Raw genomic sequence first — 17883 nt, 5'->3', positions numbered from 1 at the left:
TTTTGCACTGCACGATGGGCTGTCAGCGGAACGAGGCGCAATGCTTTACCAGGCCTACCAGCTCCAGGACGACCTCATAGCTCCGGCGCGCATGCTTGCCGAACTGATGGGCTCGGCGACGGGCGCGATGGCGCTCGGCGACGCCGCCAAACGGCGCATCGCGGCCGGGCTGGAGATGATCGCCCGTTTCAGGCTCACCCATACGCGCCCGGATTTCGGCATCGGGATTGTCCGGGTCGGCAACCGCGAGGTGCCGGTCGCCGTCGAAACGGTGCTCGCCCTGCCCTTCGGCAAGCTGCTGCGTTTTGCCAAGGACATCGACGTCCGCCAGCCGAAGGTCATGGTGGTCGCGCCCCTGTCGGGACATTTCTCGACGCTGCTGCGCGGCACGGTGGAGACGCTGCTCGCCGACCACGAGGTCTATGTCACCGACTGGGCCAATGCCCGCGACGTGCCGCTTTCGGACGGCAGCTTCGGCGTGGACGACTATGTCGACTACCTCATCCGTTTCCTGGAGGCGATCGGCCCTGGAGCGCATATCCTGGCGGTCTGCCAGCCCTGCGTCCAGGCGCTCGCCGCCGTCGCCATCATGTCCGAGGACAGGCATCCGGCGACGCCGCGCTCGATGACGCTGATGGCGGGGCCGATCGACCCGCGCGAAAGCCCGACCGAAGTCAACGAATTCGCCGTCAGCAAGTCGCTGGCCTGGTTCCAGAGCTACGTCATCTCCCATGTGCCCTTCCGCCACCCCGGCGGCGGGCGGCGGGTGTATCCGGGCTTCCTGCAGCTCGCCGCCTTCATGGCCATGAACAGCGACCGCCACGTCACGGCTCATCGCAAGCTCCATGAGCATCTGGCGGCCGGCGAGACCGCCGAAGCCGAGAAGATCAAGACTTTCTACGACGAGTATTTCGCGGTGCTCGACCTCACCGAGGAATTCTATCTCGAGACCATCGACCGGGTGTTCCAGAAGGCGGAGCTTGCCACAGGCGCGTTCACCTTCCGCGGCAGCAAGGTCGACCCCGGCGCGATCCGCAACACGGCGCTGCTCACCGTCGAGGGCGGACGCGACGACATATGCGCGCTGGGGCAGACCTCGGCGGCGCATGATCTGTGCCGCTCGCTGCGTCCACATCTGAAGCGGCATCACCTGCAGGCCAATGTTGGCCATTACGGCGTCTTCAACGGCAAGCGCTGGGAACGCGAAATCTATCCTGTGGTGCGCAACCTCATCCTGGCGATGGAATAGCGAGAGGCGCGCGGACGAGCGAACCGGCGCCGTGGCCGCCCGCCTCCTCAAGTCAAATCCATAAACCTGGATCGTGCCGCCGAGCGCGATGCTGCCACCCAACCGCTTGCAATTCGCAACTGGTTGAGCTATCGGTTGACCGATTGCAAATTACAACTGGATCAGGAGGCCAATGATGTCCAGGCTGCGTGTCAACGCTTTCACCCTGTCGCTCGACGGTTACGGCGCCGGTCCCGATCAGAGCCTCGACAACCCGCTCGGTGTAGGCGGCGAAGATCTACACAAGTGGATGATCAAGACCCGCTCGTTTTACCAGATGATTGGCAAGGAAGGCGGGACAACGGATACCGATGACGATTTCGCCGTGCGCAGCTTCGAGAATGTCGGCGCCTGGATCCTCGGCCGCAACATGTTCGCGCCGAGCCGCGGCGCATGGCCGGACGACAACTGGAAGGGCTGGTGGGGTCCCAACCCGCCCTATCACGTGCCGACCTTTATTTTGACGCATCACAAGCGCGCGCCGATCGAGATGGAAGGCGGGACGACCTTCTACTTCGTCACCGATGGCATCCGCTCAGCGCTCGAACAGGCGAAGGCGGCGGCGGGCGGCAAGGATGTGCGTGTCGGCGGCGGCGTCTCGACCGTCCGGCAATATCTCGAGGAGAAGCTCATCGACGAGATGCATCTCGCGATCTCGCCTATCCTGCTCGGATCCGGCGAGCACCTCTTTGCAGGCCTCGACATGCTGAAGCTGGGATACCGCTGCACCGGCCAGGTGGCGACGGCCGATGCCACGCATGTGATGATCGGGCGGGTGTAACGAGCGTAATCTCCCCCCTCGTGGGGGAGATCGCAGCTTCACCGTCTCAATACTTCTCCGGCACGTAGAGCTCGCGCGGCAGCACCTGGCGCTCGTATTGCGGGTTGAAGACGCGCTCCGGCAGTGTGATCTCCTCGTGCGGAACCTCCTCATATGGCAATTGCTGCAAGAGATGATCGATGCAGTTCAGCCGCGCGCGCTTCTTGTCGTTGCCCTCGACGATGAACCAGGGCGCTTCCGGGATGTTCGTGCGGGCAAAGGTCTCTTCCTTGGCCTTGGTGTACTGCTCCCAGCGCACGCGCGACTGCAGGTCCATCGGCGAGAGCTTCCACTGCTTCATCGGATCGTGGATGCGCATCAGGAAGCGCATCTGCTGTTCCTCGTCGGTGATCGAGAACCAGTATTTGACCAGCGTGATGCCGGACCGGACCAGCATGCGCTCGAATTCCGGCACGTCGTGGAAGAACTCCTCGACCTGATTCTGGTCGGCGAAACCCATGACCCGCTCGACGCCGGAGCGGTTGTACCAGGAGCGGTCGAACAGCACGATCTCGCCACCCGCCGGGAGATGCGGCACGTAGCGCTGGAAGTACCATTGCGACTTCTCGCGTTCGGTCGGCGCCGGCAGCGCCACGACACGGGCGATGCGCGGATTGAGCCGCTGCGTGATGCGCTTGATGACGCCGCCCTTGCCGGCGGAGTCGCGGCCCTCGAAGATCACCACCAGCTTCTTCTTGTGGTAGGCGACCCAGGACTGCAGCTTGATCAGTTCGGACTGGAGCCTCAGCAGTTCGCGAAAGTAGGTCATCCGCTCGATGGAAGGCGGATGCGACTTCTTGTAGATCTTGGCGATCTCGAGCGAGAGCGCCGGTTCGGAAATCTCCAGCTCGTAGTCCTCGTCGAGCGTGTCCTCGAGCTCGGCTTCCAGCCAGTCCTTCGCCCCGGAATTCGGTTTCACTTCATTCATCGCGCAGCTCCGTCGCCTGTCAGCCCATCATCGCTTCGGAATGCGCCGCGGCTCCGGCCGGGCACGCCACTCCGTAAGCCGACTGAGATACAGAGGCGCAATGACGGTTTTATTGCAAGGCGACCTCAGCCGAGCATCGATAGAAGATATGTGATCGGCCCGTATCGATAGCGGGGCGACAAGCGGCCGGAATTGTCCTACAAATCCCCTCGCCTCTTTCCCGCGCCCACCACGGCGCCTCCCCAAAACAAATCGCGAGGACCCGATATGGAATACCGCACCCTTGGCCGTTCCGGACTGAAGGTTTCGACATTGACCCTCGGCACCATGACCTTCGGCGGAACGGGTCCGTTCGCCGCCGTCGGCAACTCCGATCTTTCGGAAGCCAGGCGCATCATCGATACCTGCATCGATGCCGGCATCAACCTCATCGACACCGCCAATGTCTATTCGAACGGCCTGTCGGAGGAGATCATCGGCGAGGCGCTCGGCGGCAAGCGCAAGAACGATGTGCTGATCGCGTCCAAGGCGCGCATGCGCATCGGCACGGGCCCGAATGACGAGGGCCTGTCGCGGCACCATCTGATCCGCGAGTGCGAAAAGAGCCTGAAGCGGCTGAAGACCGATACCATCGACATTTATTTCGTCCATCAGTGGGACGGGCTCACCCCGGTCGAGGAGACGATCGCGGCGCTCGACACTTTGGTCAACCAGGGCAAGATCCGCTATATCGGCTGCTCCAACTGGTCAGGCTGGCAGGTGATGAAGGCTCTTGCCGTGAGCGACAGCCGCCATCAGGCCCGTTTCGTCACCCAGCAGATCCACTACACGCTGGAAGCGCGCGAGGCCGAATATGAATTGCTGCCGATCTCAGTCGACCAGGGCCTTGGCGTGCTGGTCTGGAGCCCGCTGGCCGGCGGCCTGCTCTCCGGCAAATATCATCGCGACAGCCCTACCGCGCGCCAGCTTGGCGGCTGGAAGGAACCACCGATCCGCGACGAGGACCGCCTGTGGCGCATCGTCGACGTGCTCAACGAGATCGGCAAGGCGCGCGACGTCTCGGGCGCGCAGGTGGCGCTTGCCTGGCTGCTCGGCCGTCCTGCCGTAAGCTCGCTGGTGATCGGCGCCCGCAACGAGACGCAGCTCAAGGACAATCTGGCCGCGGCAAGCCTTTCCCTCACCGAAGACGAGCTGCAACGCCTCGACGCCGTCAGCCGGCCGCCGGTGCTTTATCCCTACTGGCACCAGCAGTTCACCGCCAGGGACCGGTTCGGACCGGCCGACAAGGTGCTCGAGCGCTCGCATGTTTAGAGTGCTATGAGCGCCTAGCCGGCGATAAAGCGCCAGACTTCCGCGTCTCTCTTGATCTGCCCGCTCAGCACGAAATACTTGTAGAGGACGAGCAGCGAGATCGCCTGCTCGTCCTGCTCATTATCGAATTTGCGACAATAGGCATTGGCCGCAGCGGTTATCCGTTCCGCCTCGGCCGGGTGTTTCTCGAAGTAAGCCACCTTGTCGACAAGGTCGGAGAAATCCGGCTGCAGCGGCACATAATGGACGTTGGGCTCGACCCTGGCTTCCGCAAACCAGGTTTCGTAGGTCGGTTGCGGCATCAGGCAGAGCGAATTGGAGCTCATGATCCATTTCAGGTTCGTCGCGACGTCATTGCCTTCGAGCGAGACGATGTAGCGATACTGTCGCTGCTGCTCGATGTTCAGGAACGGCTTGCGGTATCCGTCCGGCGCGTCGGGCTTGTGGGAACCCGCGTCGCAAAACGGCAGGTCGGCGGCCTTTTCCACGAAGCGGGTGCGAAGCGGATTATTGAGATGCCCTCGCCAGACCACCATCGGGCGCTTGGCCGAGAAAGGCTGACTGTCGGGCGGCATGTAGAAGTGGCGGAACTTGTTCAGCTTCATCAGCACGCCATTGGCGTTGTCCTCGCCGATGGGCCGGTCCTTGACGATCCTCGGAATCTCCGGGACCCCTACGACATCGCCGAATTCGAAATCGATCAGCAGGCCGGGATCGAAGTAGCGAGCGAACTCCTTGAGGTCGTAATAATACATGCTGGGATCGGTCGGCAGCTTGCCGACGGCCACCGCGTCCGGACTGGGCGCGAACGGCTGTTCCAGCTTGTTATAGTAGTTCAGCCGCTCGCGAACCGACTTGCCTGAAAGCCTGGCCTGCTCGAGCCGGCCGGCCAGGCGATCGCGAAACAGCGATTGCGGTGCGCGGTTACGCGCGAAATTGCGCGCGTAGTAGAACAGCTTCGAGGCGGTTCGAGAGAGTGTGGCCATGCGTCCGAGAATTCAGCGAGGTGGTCAGTGGTAGTCGGCCTTCATCCCCCTGACCTCCTACAGCATTCTCCCGGCCATGTTGCAAGCCCGCCAGTGCTGCTGGCGCAGCATGTATGTTCAGCCTCAAGCCGCGACCACCGCAAATCCGCGTGCGCGCAAACCGCGCCGGTCGTCATGCAAGGAGGCGACCAGCCGGTCGCGACTGCCGGCAATGTGATCGGAAAGCAGCCGCGCCGCTTCTTCGGCATCGCCGCTCCTGACAGCGGCGAGGATGGCGTGATGTTCGGCCCAGGCGCGGCCGAGCGCCTTCTCGTCCCGCACTTCCAGCCAGCGTGCCCGCGACAGCCTCGTCATCGCATCGCGCACGGCCCTCAATAGGAACTCGTTGCCGGAAAGCCTTGCCAGCTCGATGTGGAAATCCATTCCGACGCGATGCCACTCTTCGCGCGGCGTCTCCGCATCGCAGGAATCAAGCATAGCGGCGATCACATCGATACCGCTGCGGTCTTCAAGCGCCGCCGTCAGGCGGACCGCCGCGACTTCGACCGCCTCGCGGTAGACAGCGATCTGGCCGAGTTCGGCCAGGTTGATCGGCGCCACCGTCCAGCCACGGCCATCGCGACCGATCAACCCTTCGGTTTCGAGGCGCAGCAGCGCGGCGCGCACCGGCGTGCGCGAAGCGCCGAAACGGCTCTCGATCCAGCGTTCGGTCAGCCTTTCGCCCGGGCCGATCTCCAGGCCGAGGATCATTTCGCGAAGCTGCCTTTCGACATTTTGCATCTGCGACATTTGTCGTCCCACCTTTTTCAAAGCCGCATTGACAGCGGCAAGCTTGGGGTTCATGACGGATACCAATTTGGTATACCAAAATGGTATCCACGACAACCCGGACCACCGGTAGGCAGGACATGGACGAGAAATCTTCCGAGCAGGGCGGCTACAACATCCACTGGCGGCGCAACCTTGCCGTCTGCTTCGCCGGCTCATTCAGCACGCTGATCGCCATGACGCTGCTTCTCCCGTTCCTGCCGCTTTACGTCGAGCAGCTTGGCGCCGAAGGCCACGCGGCGATCGTGCAGTGGTCGGGCATCGCCTATGGCGCCACCTTCTTCGCGGCGGCGCTGGTCGCGCCCTTGTGGGGCCGGCTGGGCGACCGCTACGGCCGCAAGCTGATGCTGGTGCGCGCGTCTTTCGGCATGGCGATCTGCATGTCGCTGACCGGCATGGTGCAGAGCGTGTGGCAACTGGTGTTGCTTCGGCTGCTGATCGGCTTTGCCGGCGGCTATTCGTCGGGTTCCACGATCCTGGTGGCGATGCAGACGCCGAAGGAGCGTTCGGGCTGGGCGCTGGGCGTGCTGGCGGCGGGCATCACCGCCGGCTCGCTGGTCGGACCGCTGCTCGGCGGCCTGCTGCCGCCGCTGATCGGCATCCGCGCGACTTTCCTGCTGTCCGGCGCCGTCATCTTCCTGGCGTTCCTGGCAACGACTTTCCTGATCAAGGAGAACCCGCCGGTGCCCAAGCCGGTCTCGGCGGCGAAACCGAAAAGCGGCTGGTCGCAGATCCCCGACAAGCGGCCGATCGTCGCCATGCTGGCCACGGGCATGCTGCTCGCCTTCGCCACCATGTCGATCGAGCCGATCATCACCGTCTACGTGCAGCAACTCGTCGAGGACCAGAGCAAGGTGACCATGGTCGCCGGCGTCGTCATGTCGGCGGCCGCGCTCGGTACAATCCTGTCCTCCTCTTGGCTTGGCAAGCTTGCCGACCGCGTCGGCCATTGGAACGTCGTGGTCGGCGCCCTTGCCGTCTCGGCCTTGCTGCTCATTCCGCAAGCCTTCGTCACCAATGGCTGGCAACTGATCGGGCTGCGCTTCCTGATGGGCCTGGCGCTGGGCGGTCTCTTGCCCTGCATCACCAGCGTCATCCGCCACAACATCCCGGATGGCGTCGGCGGCAACGTGCTTGGCCTGGCGATCTCGGCGCAATATGTCGGCCAGGTCGCAGGGCCGCTGTTGGGCGGCTTTGTCGGCGGCCATTTCGGCATGCGGTCGGTGTTTCTGGGCACAGCGGTGCTGATGGCGCTTGGTGCTGCCTACAACTGGATTGTCCAATCGAGGCGCGCGCGGCATATGCTGCTGGAGGCCGGCGAGTCCTGATCGGCCTTCCGCACAACCGCCATGGAGCATCCAGGATGAGCCTCACCGGGCAAGCATCGGACGGCGGGAGCCGCGTTCTCGTGCTGGCAGCAGGCCTCGTCGGCGCGGCGGGCGTGGCGCTTTCGGCCGCCGCCGCGCATCGCGGCGGCGCCTTTACCGGCATTGCCGCCAACTTCCTGCTGATGCATGCGCCGGCTTTTCTTGCCATCGGCCTTGCCGGCGGCAACCGTTGCCTCAGGATCGCCAGCCTTGCGCTGCTTGCCGGCCTGCTGCTGTTCTGCGGCGATCTGCTCGCCCGCGACTTTCTCGGTTCGCGGCTGTTCCCGATGTCGGCGCCGATCGGCGGCACCCTTTTGATCGCCGGCTGGGTGGCGATCGCCGCCTCGGCGCTGTGGCCCTCGCGGCCGTAGATTATTCCGGCCACTATTTTCCGCCAGCACGCCGCTTGCGCTTGCGCGCAGGCAGGCCGTCGGCGCGGCGACGTTCGGGCTCCTCGGCTCCGGGCGTAATGCCCCAGTAGTTGCGATAGATGTCCTGAAACAGGTGACCAATCGGATGCATGGCTGTTTCTCCTTAGCTTGAATCGATCCAATACTTGGACGCGAAAAATGGTTGCCGCTCAGCCGCGTTTACGCTCCACAAGGAAGCCCGGCTCGCGGCGCCAGGGACCCATCCTGCCGCGCCGCTTCTCGCTGGCGGCGGCCGAGGCGATGCCCCAATCGTTGCGGTAGATGTCTTCGAACAAGTAGCTCACCGGATGCATGGCATCCTCCTACTAAAAAGCCGCTTCACACGAAACGGACTTGGATCGATTCAAATCATAGACCTCAGTCACGTGTCGTCAAGCGAAAATTTGAATCGATCCAACAAAAATGTTAGATGACCGGCGACAATTCAGCGGTCATGGTCGTCCCTGTGACCGGATTCGGAGGAACGACATGGCTTCACTCCTCGAAGGCCAGGCAAGGCCGATCAGGCTGGCGGACATCGCCAGGGCCGCCGGCGTCTCGCATGGCACAGCCTCCAATGTTTTCAGCCGTCCCGAGATCGTGCGCGCCGAAGTGCGCGAGCGGGTCAAGGCGGTGGCGGAGCAGATGGGCTATGCCGGCCCGGATCCGAAAGGCCGGCTGCTGCGCGCCGGCAAAGTCAACGCCATCGGCGTCGCCACCACCGAGCCCCTCTCCTACTTCTTCGACGATCCGTTCGCGCGCGTCATGATGGCCGGCATTTCCGAAGCCTGCGACGCCACCGGCGCCGGCATCGCGCTGGTGTCGGCCGCCAACCAGGAGAAGCTTGCCTGGAACATCCAGAGCGCGCTTGTCGACGGCTTCATCCTGTTCTGCATCGAAGGCGGCTCGCGCCTTGTCGACCTCACGCGCGAACGAAAGCTGCCCTTCGTCGCGTTGGAGCTCGGTTTCCAGGATGAGACCGTCTCGGCCATCGGCGTCGACAACGTCGCGGGCGCAAGGCTCGCCGCCCGTCACCTCGCCGAGCTCGGCCATCGCCGGTTCGCGGTGCTGTCGCTGGCCTTCGCCGACAACCGCACAGGCTTCGCCACGCCGGAAATCGTGCGCGGCGCGCTGTACACCGGAACACGTGATCGCCTTGCCGGCTATTTCGAGGAGCTTGCCCGCTTCGGCGTCGATACGACGAAAATCCCGGTCTACGAGACCGAGAATGAGGAAAAAAGCACCAGAGCCGGCCTCGAGGCGATCTTCGCCAGGGACGAACCGCCGACCGCCATCCTGGCGATGTCGGACCGCATGGCCCTGATCGCGATCGACTGGCTGAAAGCGCGGGGCCTCAAGGTACCGCAGGATGTCTCGATCGTCGGTTTCGACGGCGTGCCGGACGGCGCGCTGTGCTCGCCCGCGCTGACCACGATTGCCCAGCCGATCACCGAGATCGGCCGCCGCGCCGCACGCATGATCCTCGACCATGACGGCGCAGTGCGGCGCGAGACGATGGGTGTCGAGCTGATCGTCAGAGCCTCGACCGGCCCGGCCCGCAAAGGTTAGAGCGTTTCACCGTTTCACGGAAACGGCGAAACGCTCTAACTCCTTGTTTTAAGCGATTCCGGACAGAAGGCTACGGCGAAGTCGCCGAGCCTAACCGCACACACTTTTCCTGGAATTGCCTCAGTATCCACCCGCCCTCGCCGGCACCGGGTGCGCGCCGAACGGCCTGGGCGGAGCTTCCTCGCGCACCGACTTGGCGCGGGACGGGCCAAGCCCGGCAAGCCATTCCAGATAAAGCGCAAGCGCGAACTGCATGGCGATGCCGGCCGCGATCAGCAGCGTATCGTAAGCCGGGCCACCCGGATTGATCAGCTTCAGCACCTGCGCCGCCATGGCAAGCAGCGTGCCGGCGATGAACACCGGCAGCGAGCGCTTGCCCAGGATGGCCAGCGGATTGTCGGGCCGGACGCGGAAGAGATTCGACACAGCCGGAAGCGCAACGATCAGATAGCTGACCGACAGGATGTGCAACAGCCTTGGCAGCGACAGGAACGTCTTGTCGAAGCCGCCGATCACCACCGGCAGGTTGAACCAGGTGATCTGGCCCCAGAGCGGGCTGTGCACCCAGATCGCCGCAGCGACCACATAGATGCTGGCAGCACCCAGCAGCCACGGATTGACCGGGATCCGCCCGCCCCGTTTCACATGAAGCATGGCGGCTAGGCCGATGTTGAACAGGAACTGCCACGAAAGCGGGTTGAGGAACCAGAGGCCAGGCTCGGGGTAGTTCAACGGCGCGATCTGCCAGATGCCGGCGACGAGCCAGAGCAGGCCGGACACGATCAGCGCCGGCACCGGCCGATAGCTGACGAATAGCACGAAAGCCGGGGCCGCCAGAAGCAGCGCCGCATAGACGGGCAGGATGTTGTTGTAGCCGAGCTGATGGCCGAGCGTGACGATGCCGAGCAGCACCTGCGGCGTGTTCTTCATCAAGGGCTCGATGTTGATCATGGTCAGCATCTCCGGCCGGTGCGCGAACACCGCGGCAGCGCAAAATAGCGCGATCACCGCCATCGTGACGACGATGTGGGAGATGTAGAGCACGCCGGCGCGCCGCCACATCTTCAAGGTCGCGAGCAGTCGACTGCCCGGCTTGAACTTAGTGCCGTAGGCCAGCGCCACCGAGATGCCGGAGATCAGCACAAAAGCTTCGGCCGCGTCGGAAAAGCCGAAATTCTTGTAGGTCCAGTTCTCGAAGACCGTGCCCGGCACATGGTCGACAAAGATGGTGAGCAACGCCAGCGCGCGCAGCACGTCGATACGTGTGTCACGGATACGTGTGTCCCCGCCTCGCTTGTCACGTTCGTTGGAAACAAGGGTGGTCATCGACAAAAGGCCTCAAAGCTGGTTGTTCATTGCCAGCAATGCGACCCCCGGGGCGCACCGCTTCGATTCCTCCCACGAGGAGGTGTATCGGCGCTGAAACGGACTGAAATGCGCCTAGTTCAATCAACTTTCGCGGAGCGCGAAAATATTCCGTTTTGAAGCCGGCAAATCACCAAATCTCTTATGGAATCAAATGGATGTGAGCGTGTCCGAATATAGCGACGAAAACAATATCCTGCACGACGATCTTGGCTTTCGCTACCGGGTGGTGACGCCGGCAAAGTCGACCGGCAAATGCCTTTTTGTGCTGCATGGATCGGGTGTGGACGAAACGACGCTCATCCCGCTTGCAAGCAAGGTCGCGCCTGACGCAACGCTGGTTGCCGCGCGCGGGCGCATCCCCCAGGACGATGGCTTCCGCTGGTTCGAACGAATCACGCCGACAAGTTTCGAACAGACCAGCATCCGCGAGGAGACCGCCGCCTATGCTGAATTCGCCGTGGAGGTATCGGAGTGCCATGGCCTCGACTTGCGGCGCGCGACCTTCCTTGGTTATTCGAACGGCGCCAACGTTGTCTCCAGCCTGATGCTGCTCCATCCCGGCCTGGTCCGGCAGGCGGCGCTTCTACGAGCGATGCCGGTGCTCGACACTTCGCCAATGACAGATCTCGGCGGAACGCGTGTGCTGGTCATCGCCGGCGCCGCCGACCAGACCTATGGCCCGTTCGCGCCTGCCCTGGTGACGCTGTTCAGCGAGCGCCGCGCCGAAGTCGACGCGCGCATCGTTGCCTCGGGCCATGAATTCGGCGATGCGGACGCGGCGATCGTGCGGCAATGGCTGGCAGCGTCTATCGCGATGGCCTGACCGTGCCCGCCAGCCGGGCTTCGATGCCGGCAATCAACAGGTCAAGGCCGTTTTCAAAAAGCGACGCATGGCTGCCTGCCCGGTAGCAGGCGAGCTCTTCGCAGCGCGGGATGAAGCGGAGCAGCCCGGCTGAGTGGTTGAAAAGTAACCTGTTTCACGGTTGCCGGCGCTGAATCCTTTCATTGTCCACAGCGCCGACATATGTCTGTTACAGACTGTCTATCGAGATACTGTTCACTGAGGGGAGGTCTGCATGGCCGGTGAGAACAGCATCACTTTGCTCGACGACACTTCGAAATTGCCTGTCATCGCCGCCAGTCCGGGCGAAGTCGCCAGGATAGAAGGCGGCATCGATATTCGCGACCGTGCGGCGATTTCGATCTTCGGCGACCGCGCCCAGCAGGCAGTCAGCGACTATGCCGACAAGATCCTTTCACAGATCCGCAACCGCGATCTCGGCGACACCGGCACGCTGCTCACCGACATCATCATGAAGGCCAAGAATCTGGACCCGGCTTCGCTGAAGGACGAAGGATTCCTGAGCAACCTGTTCTCCTCGTTCAGGGCCAGGCTCGAACGCTTCAAGCAGAAATACGAGGATGTCGCCGGGCAGATCGACCGCATCGGCCTCGAGCTCGACCGTCATAAGGATACGCTTCGCCGCGACATCGCCGTGCTCGACGACCTGCATGAGCAGACAAAGGAGTCCATCCTCAACCTCGACGCCTATGTGCAGGCCGGCAAGAAATTCGTCGACGATTACCGCGCCAACGAGCTGCCGAAGCTGAAGGCCGCGGCCGAGGCCAAGAGCGCCGACGCCGCCGGCTCACTGGAGGCGCAGACCTATCAGGACGCCGTGCAGGCGCTCGACCGGCTGGAAAAGCGTATCTTCTATCTGGTGCAGGCGCGCCAACTCGGCATCCAGCAATTGCCGCAGATCCGCATCGTGCAGTCGGGCGACGAGACGCTGATCGAGAACCTTCAGGCGACCTCGGCGCTGACCGTGCCGGCCTGGAAGCAGAAGATGGTCATCCTGCTTGGGCTGACCAACCAGAAATCGGCGCTGGAGTTGCAAAAGACGGTGACCGACGCCACCAACGAGATGATCCGCCAGACATCGAAAATGATGAAGGATCAGGCCATCTCGATCGAAGAGCAGGCGCAGCGCGGCATCGTCGATGTCGAGACGCTGGCGCAGGCCAACCGCGACCTGATCGATACCGTGCAAGGCGTGCTCAAGGTCCAGGAGCAAGGCCGGCAGAAGCGGGCCGAGGCTGAAAAGCAGATGGATCAGATGACCGCCGACCTCAAGAAAGCACTGACGCAGGGCTGACGGGGCTTCGATGCGAATGAAGCCTTCGTTCGTTCTAGCGCTCGCGGCCGCGCTGCTGCTGGCAGCTTGCAATTCGAGCAATGTCAAATTCTCGATCGTCTCCGGTTCCGAGAACACGGTGCTGGAGCCGATCGTGCAGGAATTCTGCGCCAAGCAGGGTGCGACCTGCACCATCTCCTACCAGGGGTCGCTCGATATCGGCCTCGGCCTGCAGAAGCCCGACGGCCTCGACCAGGATGCCGTCTGGCCGGCGTCCAGCGTCTGGGTCGATCTGTTCGATTCCGGCCGCAAGGTGCGCAACCTCACCTCGATCGCGCAGATGCCGGTCATCCTCGGCGTGCGAAAATCCAAGGCCGCCGAGCTCGGCTGGATCGGCAAGGATGTTTACATGAAGGACATCCTCGCCGCGGTGAAGGACGGCAAGCTCAAATTCCTGATGACTTCGGCGACACAATCCAATTCCGGCGCCAGCGCCTATCTGGCGATGCTTTCCAGCGCACTCGGCGGCAAGCAGGTGATCGAGCCCGGCGACCTCGACAATCCGTCCGTGCATGACACGGTCGGCGCACTGTTGCAAGGCGTCGAGCGGTCGTCCGGGTCGTCCGGCTGGCTGGCCGACCTCTATGTTGAGTCCGCGCGCAAGGGCACGCTTTATGACGCGATGTGGAATTATGAGGCGACGCTGAAGGAGACCAACGACAAGCTGAAACAGATGGGCGACGAGCCGCTTTATGCGGTCTATCCGGCCGATGGTGTGGCGGTCGGCGATTCCCCGCTCGGCTTCATCGATCATGGGCGCGGCGCCGACGTCGAGAAATTCTTCAGCGACCTGCTCGCCTATCTGCAGTCGGATGCGGTGCGCAAGCGCATCGCCGATACCGGCCGGCGGTTGCCGCTCGGCGGCGCCGCCGTCCAGGCGACGGCGGAGCCTGACTGGAATTTCGATCCCGGCAAGCTGGTGACCTCGATCCGCATGCCCGAGCCCGCTGTCATCCGCACCGCGTTGAACCTCTATCAGGAGGCCTTGCGCAAACCGTCGCTGACGGCGCTTTGCTTCGACTTCTCCGGGTCGATGGAGAACGAAGGCGAGAAGCAGTTGCAGGCGGCCGCGCAATTCCTCTTCACACCGGAAAAGTCGAGCGAGGTGCTGGTGCAGTGGACGCCGTCCGACCACATCTTCGTGCTGCCCTTCGACAGCACGGTGCGCGACGTTTTCAACGCGGCCGGCGACCCGGCGGGCCAGAACGAGCTGCTCGGCGATGTGGCGCATCAGCGCGCCGGCGGCGGCACCGACATGTATGCATGCGCCTCGCAGGCGCTGCGGAAGATCCTGGCCACACCCGACCTGTCGAAATACCTGCCGGCGATCGTCATCATGACGGACGGCCGCACCGACGGCAGCGCCGAGCCGTTCCTGGCCGAGTGGCGCCAGGCGCCGGTGCGGGTGCCGGTGTTCGGCATCACCTTCGGCGATGCCGACAAGAGCCAACTCGACAGTCTGGCCAAGGCGACCTCGGCGCGCGTCTTCGACGGCGGCGGCGACCTTGCCGGTGCCTTCCGCGCCGCGCGCGGCTATAATTAAGGCCAAAGATGCGCGGCTTGTTCGGCAATGACGGGAACTGGATCGCGGCGGGGCTGGTGTCGGCTGCGCTGCTGATTGGCCTCAGCACCCTCACCCACTTCCCCTTCCTGGTCTCGGCGGTGATCTCGGTGCTGGTCTTCGCCGGGCTGATCTTCGTATTGGCGCCGCGCCAGCTTTTCGAAGGACTCGACCTGCGCTCGATCGGCGGCGGCCAGGTGGCGTTCGCGCGCGAGTTGCTGGCGCAGGCGCAGCCGGCGGCCGACCGGCTGGCGGCAGCGGCTGGCTCGATCGCCGACAAGGATATGAAGGCCAAGGTGAAGAACCTCTCCGACATCGCCGCCGACGTGATCTCCAAGGTCGAGGCGAAGCCGGCGAGTGCCGCGTCCGTGCGGCGCTTCCTGACCTATTACGTGCCGCAGGCGGCGGAAGTCGCGGAAGGCTATGCGACGCTGGCCGACCGCCGCGCGCCGAGCAAGCAGCGACTTGCCACGGTCGGCGCCGTGATCACCAAATTGCAGGACGCTTTCGTGCATTATGCCGACAGCCAGGCGGACTCCGAGCTTGGCACCCTCGACGTTGACCTTCGACTCATCCAGGAGTCGCTGAAAGAGGATATCGGTCGCTGATGGCCCTTTCTCGCCGCGCTTTCGGACTGGGTCTGCTTGGTGCCGCCGCGGCCGGGACGGGCGGCTATCTGACGCTCAAGGATCGGCCGGAGTTCCGCGGCTATCTCGGCAACCGCGCCCATCTGTTCGGCTTCATCGGCGGCGAGAAGCAGGCTTTTCTGGTCGATCCCGATGTGATCAGCGCGCTCGGCGGTTACGGGCTCGAGCTCGACGCGCGCGTCGCTGGCTCGGTCGAGATGGTGCGCGAGCCGGCGCTGCTGACGCAGAAGCCGCAATTCCTGTGGCCGTCATCGTCTATCATGGTCGACCTCGCCCGCAAGAGCGGCGTCTCCGTCCGCAACGACCAGGTGGTGCTCAACTCGCCGATCGTCGTCTACACCTGGGAACCGGTTGTCGAGGGGCTGAAGAAGAGCGGGCTGGTCACCGTCGCCGCCAAGGGCGGCTACAACCAGCTCGACCTCAAGGCGCTGCTTGACGCCATCCTCGCCGGCAAGAACTGGTCGGATCTCGGCATTCCCGAACTCTACGGCCGGACGCGCATCGTCTCCACCGATCCCAACCGCTCCAATTCAGGCTTCATGTTCGCTGGGCTCGTGCTCAGCCTGATGAGCGGCGACGTGGCGACGCAGGAGCTGCTTGCCCAGCATGGCGAGCAGGCGAAGGCGATCTTCCGCAGCATGGGGTTGAAATCGTCCTCGTCGGGCAAGTTGTTCGACCAATATATCGCCGGCGGACTCGGCGCCGAGCCGATGGTTGTGGGCTATGAGAACCAACTGGTCGAATGGGCGCTCGCCGACCCGGCGCGCTGGCAGCGCGTGCAGGCAGGCGCCGGCGCCAAGCCGGAGATCCTCTATCCGCACCCGACGGTCTATTCGGCGCACCCGCTGATCGTCATCGATCCGTCGGTCGACCCGCTGCTCGAGGCGCTGACCAGCCCGAAGCTGCAGCAACTCGCCTGGTCGAAGCACGGGTTCCGCGGGCCGCTCGGCACCGTGGCTGGCGACGCCGACGCCATCGCCGGCGTGCGGCCGGCGGAAATCGAGGCGGTGCTGCCGATGCCTTCGGCCGATGTGATGCTTTCGCTGCTGTCGCAGATGGAAGCCTAGTCGAGCTTGCCCTGCCCCATCCTGTTCCAGGCGTCCAGGCCCGCGATCTTGTAGGCTTCGGCCAGCGTCGGGTAGTTGAAGGTGTTGTTGACGAAGAAGTCGACCGTGCCGCCGAGGTTGATCACCGCCTGGCCGATATGGATGAGCTCGGTGGCGCCCTCGCCGACGATATGGGCGCCGAGCAGCCGGCGCGTCTCGACCGAGAACAACAGCTTCAGGAAACCGCTTGAGACGCCCATGATGTGGCCGCGCGACGTCTCGCGAAAACGCGCCAGGCCGACTTCGTAGGCGGCGCCGCTTTCGCGCACTTGCTCTTCCGACAGGCCGACCGTCGAGATCTCCGGCACCGCGTAGATACCATAGGGAAAGCTCTCGGGCGGCGGCGGCAGGTTGACGCCGAAGGCGTGGCAAGCCGCCACCCGGCCCTGCTCCATCGAGGTCGAGGCAAGGCTCGGGAAGCCAATGACGTCGCCGGAGGCGTAGATGTTCGGCACGCTGGTCTGGAAGGTTTGAGGATCGACCTTGATGCGGCCGCGGGCGTCGGCCTCGATGCCGACCGCGTCGAGGCCGAGGCTGGCAACGTTACCGGTGCGGCCGGCGGCATAGAGCACCATCTCGGAGCGGATGGTGCGTCCGTCCGCCAGCGTCACCTCGGCATGATCGGGTTTCGAGGCGATCTCCTTCACCGTGCTGCCGAGCCGGATCGTCATGCCGCGATCGCGCATCTGGTGGATGAAGTCGTCGACGATCTCGCGGTCGATGAAGTCGAGAATGGTGTTGCGCGGCTCTACCAGCGTCACCGGCACGTCGAGCGCCGAAAAGATGGTGGCGTATTCGACGCCGATGACGCCGGCGCCGATCACCGTCAGCGTGCGCGGCAGATGGTGGAGCTCCAGCATCTCGTCGCTGTCGAAGACGCGCTTCCTGTCGAAGGGCACGTCGGCCGGCCGGTGCGGCCTGGTGCCGACTGCGATCAGCGCGTTAGCAAAGCCAACCTCACTGTAGTCGCCATTGTCGGCGGTCAGACTGACCTTGTTCGGCGTGAGGAATTTGACCGCGGCGCGCGCGCTCCTTACGGTGTTGCGCATGAACTGGTGCTGCAGCACCTCGACCTCATGGTCGAGGGTCTTGTGCAGCCGGTCGACCAGGTCGCTGATGGAAATGTCCTGCTTGACCCGGTAGCCGCGCCCGTAAAAGCCACGCTCGCGCCAGCCAGAGAGATTGAGCACGGTCTCGCGCAACGTCTTCGACGGGATGGTGCCGGTATGCACCGAAACGCCGCCCAGACGCCTGCCCCGATCGACCACCAGGACCGACTTGCCGAGCTTGGCAGATTGCACGGCGGCGCGGCGTCCCGAAGGGCCGCTACCGATGACCAGCATATCGTAGTCCATGAACCCCGTCCCCGCATCTTGTGCGCCGCAGCAAGCTAAACTGGCAGCGGCGTCATGTTCAACTGCCTATCGCGCCCGCCTGTCGCGGAAATTTCGAGGACTCAACGATGTGCACCGTGAAACTTAACCCGACAGCAATGCTTG

18 protein-coding genes are annotated in these 17883 nt (G+C 63.8%); 11 read left to right on the top strand and 7 right to left on the bottom strand.

From position 1 onward, the window contains the following. Nucleotides 1-40: 40 nt before the first annotated feature. On the top strand, nucleotides 41-1249 hold the full coding sequence (gene phaZ / locus CK230_RS17425) for a polyhydroxyalkanoate depolymerase (protein WP_095818369.1): 1209 nt from the start codon (nucleotides 41-43) through the stop codon (nucleotides 1247-1249). Nucleotides 1250-1424: 175 nt separating this feature from the next. Then, nucleotides 1425-2069, top strand: coding sequence for a dihydrofolate reductase family protein (locus tag CK230_RS17420; RefSeq protein ID WP_095818474.1), 645 nt, complete (start codon nucleotides 1425-1427; stop codon nucleotides 2067-2069). 46 nt (nucleotides 2070-2115) lie between these two features. Here CK230_RS17420 and ppk2 read toward each other — a convergent pair whose 3' ends face one another. Beyond that, nucleotides 2116-3036 carry a polyphosphate kinase 2 gene (gene ppk2, locus CK230_RS17415; RefSeq protein ID WP_095818368.1) on the bottom strand — a complete coding sequence of 307 codons (921 nt, stop codon included), beginning with the start codon at nucleotides 3034-3036 and terminating at the stop codon, nucleotides 2116-2118. 267 nt (nucleotides 3037-3303) lie between these two features. Between ppk2 and CK230_RS17410 the strand changes: the two genes are divergently transcribed. Continuing rightward, entirely contained in the window at nucleotides 3304-4347 is a 1044-nt protein-coding gene (locus CK230_RS17410) for an aldo/keto reductase (RefSeq protein ID WP_095818367.1), read from the top strand. 14 nt (nucleotides 4348-4361) lie between these two features. On the opposite strand, the gene CK230_RS17405 is transcribed toward CK230_RS17410, so the two are convergent. Beyond that, complete coding sequence (locus CK230_RS17405) at nucleotides 4362-5333, bottom strand: glycosyl transferase family 90 (RefSeq protein ID WP_095818366.1); 972 nt, start codon at nucleotides 5331-5333, stop codon at nucleotides 4362-4364. Between the two features lie 123 nt (nucleotides 5334-5456). After that, nucleotides 5457-6122 (bottom strand): GntR family transcriptional regulator, encoded by a 666-nt coding sequence (locus tag CK230_RS17400; protein ID WP_095818473.1) that lies wholly within the window; start codon nucleotides 6120-6122, stop codon nucleotides 5457-5459. Nucleotides 6123-6241: 119 nt separating this feature from the next. Between CK230_RS17400 and CK230_RS17395 the strand changes: the two genes are divergently transcribed. After that, nucleotides 6242-7489, top strand: coding sequence for an MFS transporter (locus tag CK230_RS17395; protein ID WP_095818365.1), 1248 nt, complete (start codon nucleotides 6242-6244; stop codon nucleotides 7487-7489). Between the two features lie 35 nt (nucleotides 7490-7524). Beyond that, nucleotides 7525-7899, top strand: coding sequence for a DUF423 domain-containing protein (locus tag CK230_RS17390; RefSeq protein WP_095818364.1), 375 nt, complete (start codon nucleotides 7525-7527; stop codon nucleotides 7897-7899). Between the two features lie 13 nt (nucleotides 7900-7912). On the opposite strand, the gene CK230_RS33145 is transcribed toward CK230_RS17390, so the two are convergent. Next, the gene (locus tag CK230_RS33145) at nucleotides 7913-8050 is read right to left on the bottom strand and encodes a hypothetical protein (RefSeq protein ID WP_095818363.1); all 138 of its coding nucleotides are present in this window, start codon (nucleotides 8048-8050) and stop codon (nucleotides 7913-7915) included. A gap of 58 nt (nucleotides 8051-8108) precedes the next feature. After that, nucleotides 8109-8252 carry a hypothetical protein gene (locus CK230_RS33140; protein WP_095818362.1) on the bottom strand — a complete coding sequence of 48 codons (144 nt, stop codon included), beginning with the start codon at nucleotides 8250-8252 and terminating at the stop codon, nucleotides 8109-8111. Nucleotides 8253-8427: 175 nt separating this feature from the next. On the opposite strand from CK230_RS33140, the gene CK230_RS17375 reads away from it, so the two are divergent. Continuing rightward, nucleotides 8428-9507, top strand: coding sequence for a LacI family DNA-binding transcriptional regulator (locus CK230_RS17375; protein WP_095818361.1), 1080 nt, complete (start codon nucleotides 8428-8430; stop codon nucleotides 9505-9507). Between the two features lie 120 nt (nucleotides 9508-9627). Here CK230_RS17375 and opgC read toward each other — a convergent pair whose 3' ends face one another. Further along, nucleotides 9628-10833, bottom strand: a complete 1206-nt coding sequence (opgC, locus tag CK230_RS17370; RefSeq protein ID WP_095818360.1) for an OpgC domain-containing protein — start codon at nucleotides 10831-10833, stop codon at nucleotides 9628-9630. Between the two features lie 205 nt (nucleotides 10834-11038). Between opgC and CK230_RS17365 the strand changes: the two genes are divergently transcribed. From CK230_RS17365 to CK230_RS17345, 5 genes are all read left to right on the top strand, one after another. Beyond that, nucleotides 11039-11698, top strand: coding sequence for an alpha/beta hydrolase (locus CK230_RS17365; protein WP_245429960.1), 660 nt, complete (start codon nucleotides 11039-11041; stop codon nucleotides 11696-11698). 253 nt (nucleotides 11699-11951) lie between these two features. Next, a complete protein-coding gene (locus CK230_RS17360; protein ID WP_095818358.1) occupies nucleotides 11952-13031 on the top strand; it encodes a toxic anion resistance protein in 1080 nt (359 codons plus the stop codon). Between the two features lie 10 nt (nucleotides 13032-13041). Next, nucleotides 13042-14613, top strand: a complete 1572-nt coding sequence (locus CK230_RS17355) for a substrate-binding domain-containing protein (RefSeq protein WP_095818357.1) — start codon at nucleotides 13042-13044, stop codon at nucleotides 14611-14613. 8 nt (nucleotides 14614-14621) lie between these two features. Next, a complete protein-coding gene (locus CK230_RS17350) occupies nucleotides 14622-15239 on the top strand; it encodes a 5-bromo-4-chloroindolyl phosphate hydrolysis family protein (RefSeq protein WP_095818356.1) in 618 nt (205 codons plus the stop codon). After that, on the top strand, nucleotides 15239-16345 hold the full coding sequence (locus CK230_RS17345) for a substrate-binding domain-containing protein (protein WP_095818355.1): 1107 nt from the start codon (nucleotides 15239-15241) through the stop codon (nucleotides 16343-16345). Before CK230_RS17350 ends, CK230_RS17345 begins: the two co-directional genes overlap by 1 nt. Here the strand turns inward: CK230_RS17345 and sthA are convergent. Then, a complete protein-coding gene (sthA, locus tag CK230_RS17340; RefSeq protein ID WP_095818354.1) occupies nucleotides 16342-17739 on the bottom strand; it encodes a Si-specific NAD(P)(+) transhydrogenase in 1398 nt (465 codons plus the stop codon). The two genes, CK230_RS17345 and sthA, sit on opposite strands and share 4 nt — an antisense overlap. Nucleotides 17740-17883: the final 144 nt, after the last annotated feature.

It is taken from the genome of Mesorhizobium sp. WSM3859 (assembly GCF_002295065.1).
Taxonomy (GTDB): Bacteria; Pseudomonadota; Alphaproteobacteria; order Rhizobiales; family Rhizobiaceae; genus Mesorhizobium.
Note: the sequence above shows the minus strand (reverse complement) of the source record. Positions and strands in the feature narration are given on the sequence as shown.

What these genes read in the sequence shown, in the direction of transcription:
- CK230_RS33145 (WP_095818363.1), bottom strand. Translation starts at nt 8,050, where the DNA reads ATGCATCCGATTGGTCACCTGTTTCAGGACATCTATCGCAACTACTGG.
- CK230_RS33140 (WP_095818362.1), bottom strand. Translation starts at nt 8,252, where the DNA reads ATGCATCCGGTGAGCTACTTGTTCGAAGACATCTACCGCAACGATTGG.
- sthA (WP_095818354.1), bottom strand. Translation starts at nt 17,739, where the DNA reads ATGGACTACGATATGCTGGTCATCGGTAGCGGCCCTTCGGGACGCCGC.
- CK230_RS17420 (WP_095818474.1), top strand. Translation starts at nt 1,425, where the DNA reads ATGTCCAGGCTGCGTGTCAACGCTTTCACCCTGTCGCTCGACGGTTAC.
- CK230_RS17355 (WP_095818357.1), top strand. Translation starts at nt 13,042, where the DNA reads ATGCGAATGAAGCCTTCGTTCGTTCTAGCGCTCGCGGCCGCGCTGCTG.
- CK230_RS17360 (WP_095818358.1), top strand. Translation starts at nt 11,952, where the DNA reads ATGGCCGGTGAGAACAGCATCACTTTGCTCGACGACACTTCGAAATTG.
- phaZ (WP_095818369.1), top strand. Translation starts at nt 41, where the DNA reads ATGCTTTACCAGGCCTACCAGCTCCAGGACGACCTCATAGCTCCGGCG.
- CK230_RS17400 (WP_095818473.1), bottom strand. Translation starts at nt 6,122, where the DNA reads ATGTCGCAGATGCAAAATGTCGAAAGGCAGCTTCGCGAAATGATCCTC.
- CK230_RS17345 (WP_095818355.1), top strand. Translation starts at nt 15,239, where the DNA reads ATGGCCCTTTCTCGCCGCGCTTTCGGACTGGGTCTGCTTGGTGCCGCC.
- CK230_RS17375 (WP_095818361.1), top strand. Translation starts at nt 8,428, where the DNA reads ATGGCTTCACTCCTCGAAGGCCAGGCAAGGCCGATCAGGCTGGCGGAC.
- CK230_RS17350 (WP_095818356.1), top strand. Translation starts at nt 14,622, where the DNA reads ATGCGCGGCTTGTTCGGCAATGACGGGAACTGGATCGCGGCGGGGCTG.
- CK230_RS17410 (WP_095818367.1), top strand. Translation starts at nt 3,304, where the DNA reads ATGGAATACCGCACCCTTGGCCGTTCCGGACTGAAGGTTTCGACATTG.
- CK230_RS17390 (WP_095818364.1), top strand. Translation starts at nt 7,525, where the DNA reads ATGAGCCTCACCGGGCAAGCATCGGACGGCGGGAGCCGCGTTCTCGTG.
- CK230_RS17405 (WP_095818366.1), bottom strand. Translation starts at nt 5,333, where the DNA reads ATGGCCACACTCTCTCGAACCGCCTCGAAGCTGTTCTACTACGCGCGC.
- ppk2 (WP_095818368.1), bottom strand. Translation starts at nt 3,036, where the DNA reads ATGAATGAAGTGAAACCGAATTCCGGGGCGAAGGACTGGCTGGAAGCC.
- opgC (WP_095818360.1), bottom strand. Translation starts at nt 10,833, where the DNA reads ATGACCACCCTTGTTTCCAACGAACGTGACAAGCGAGGCGGGGACACA.
- CK230_RS17395 (WP_095818365.1), top strand. Translation starts at nt 6,242, where the DNA reads ATGGACGAGAAATCTTCCGAGCAGGGCGGCTACAACATCCACTGGCGG.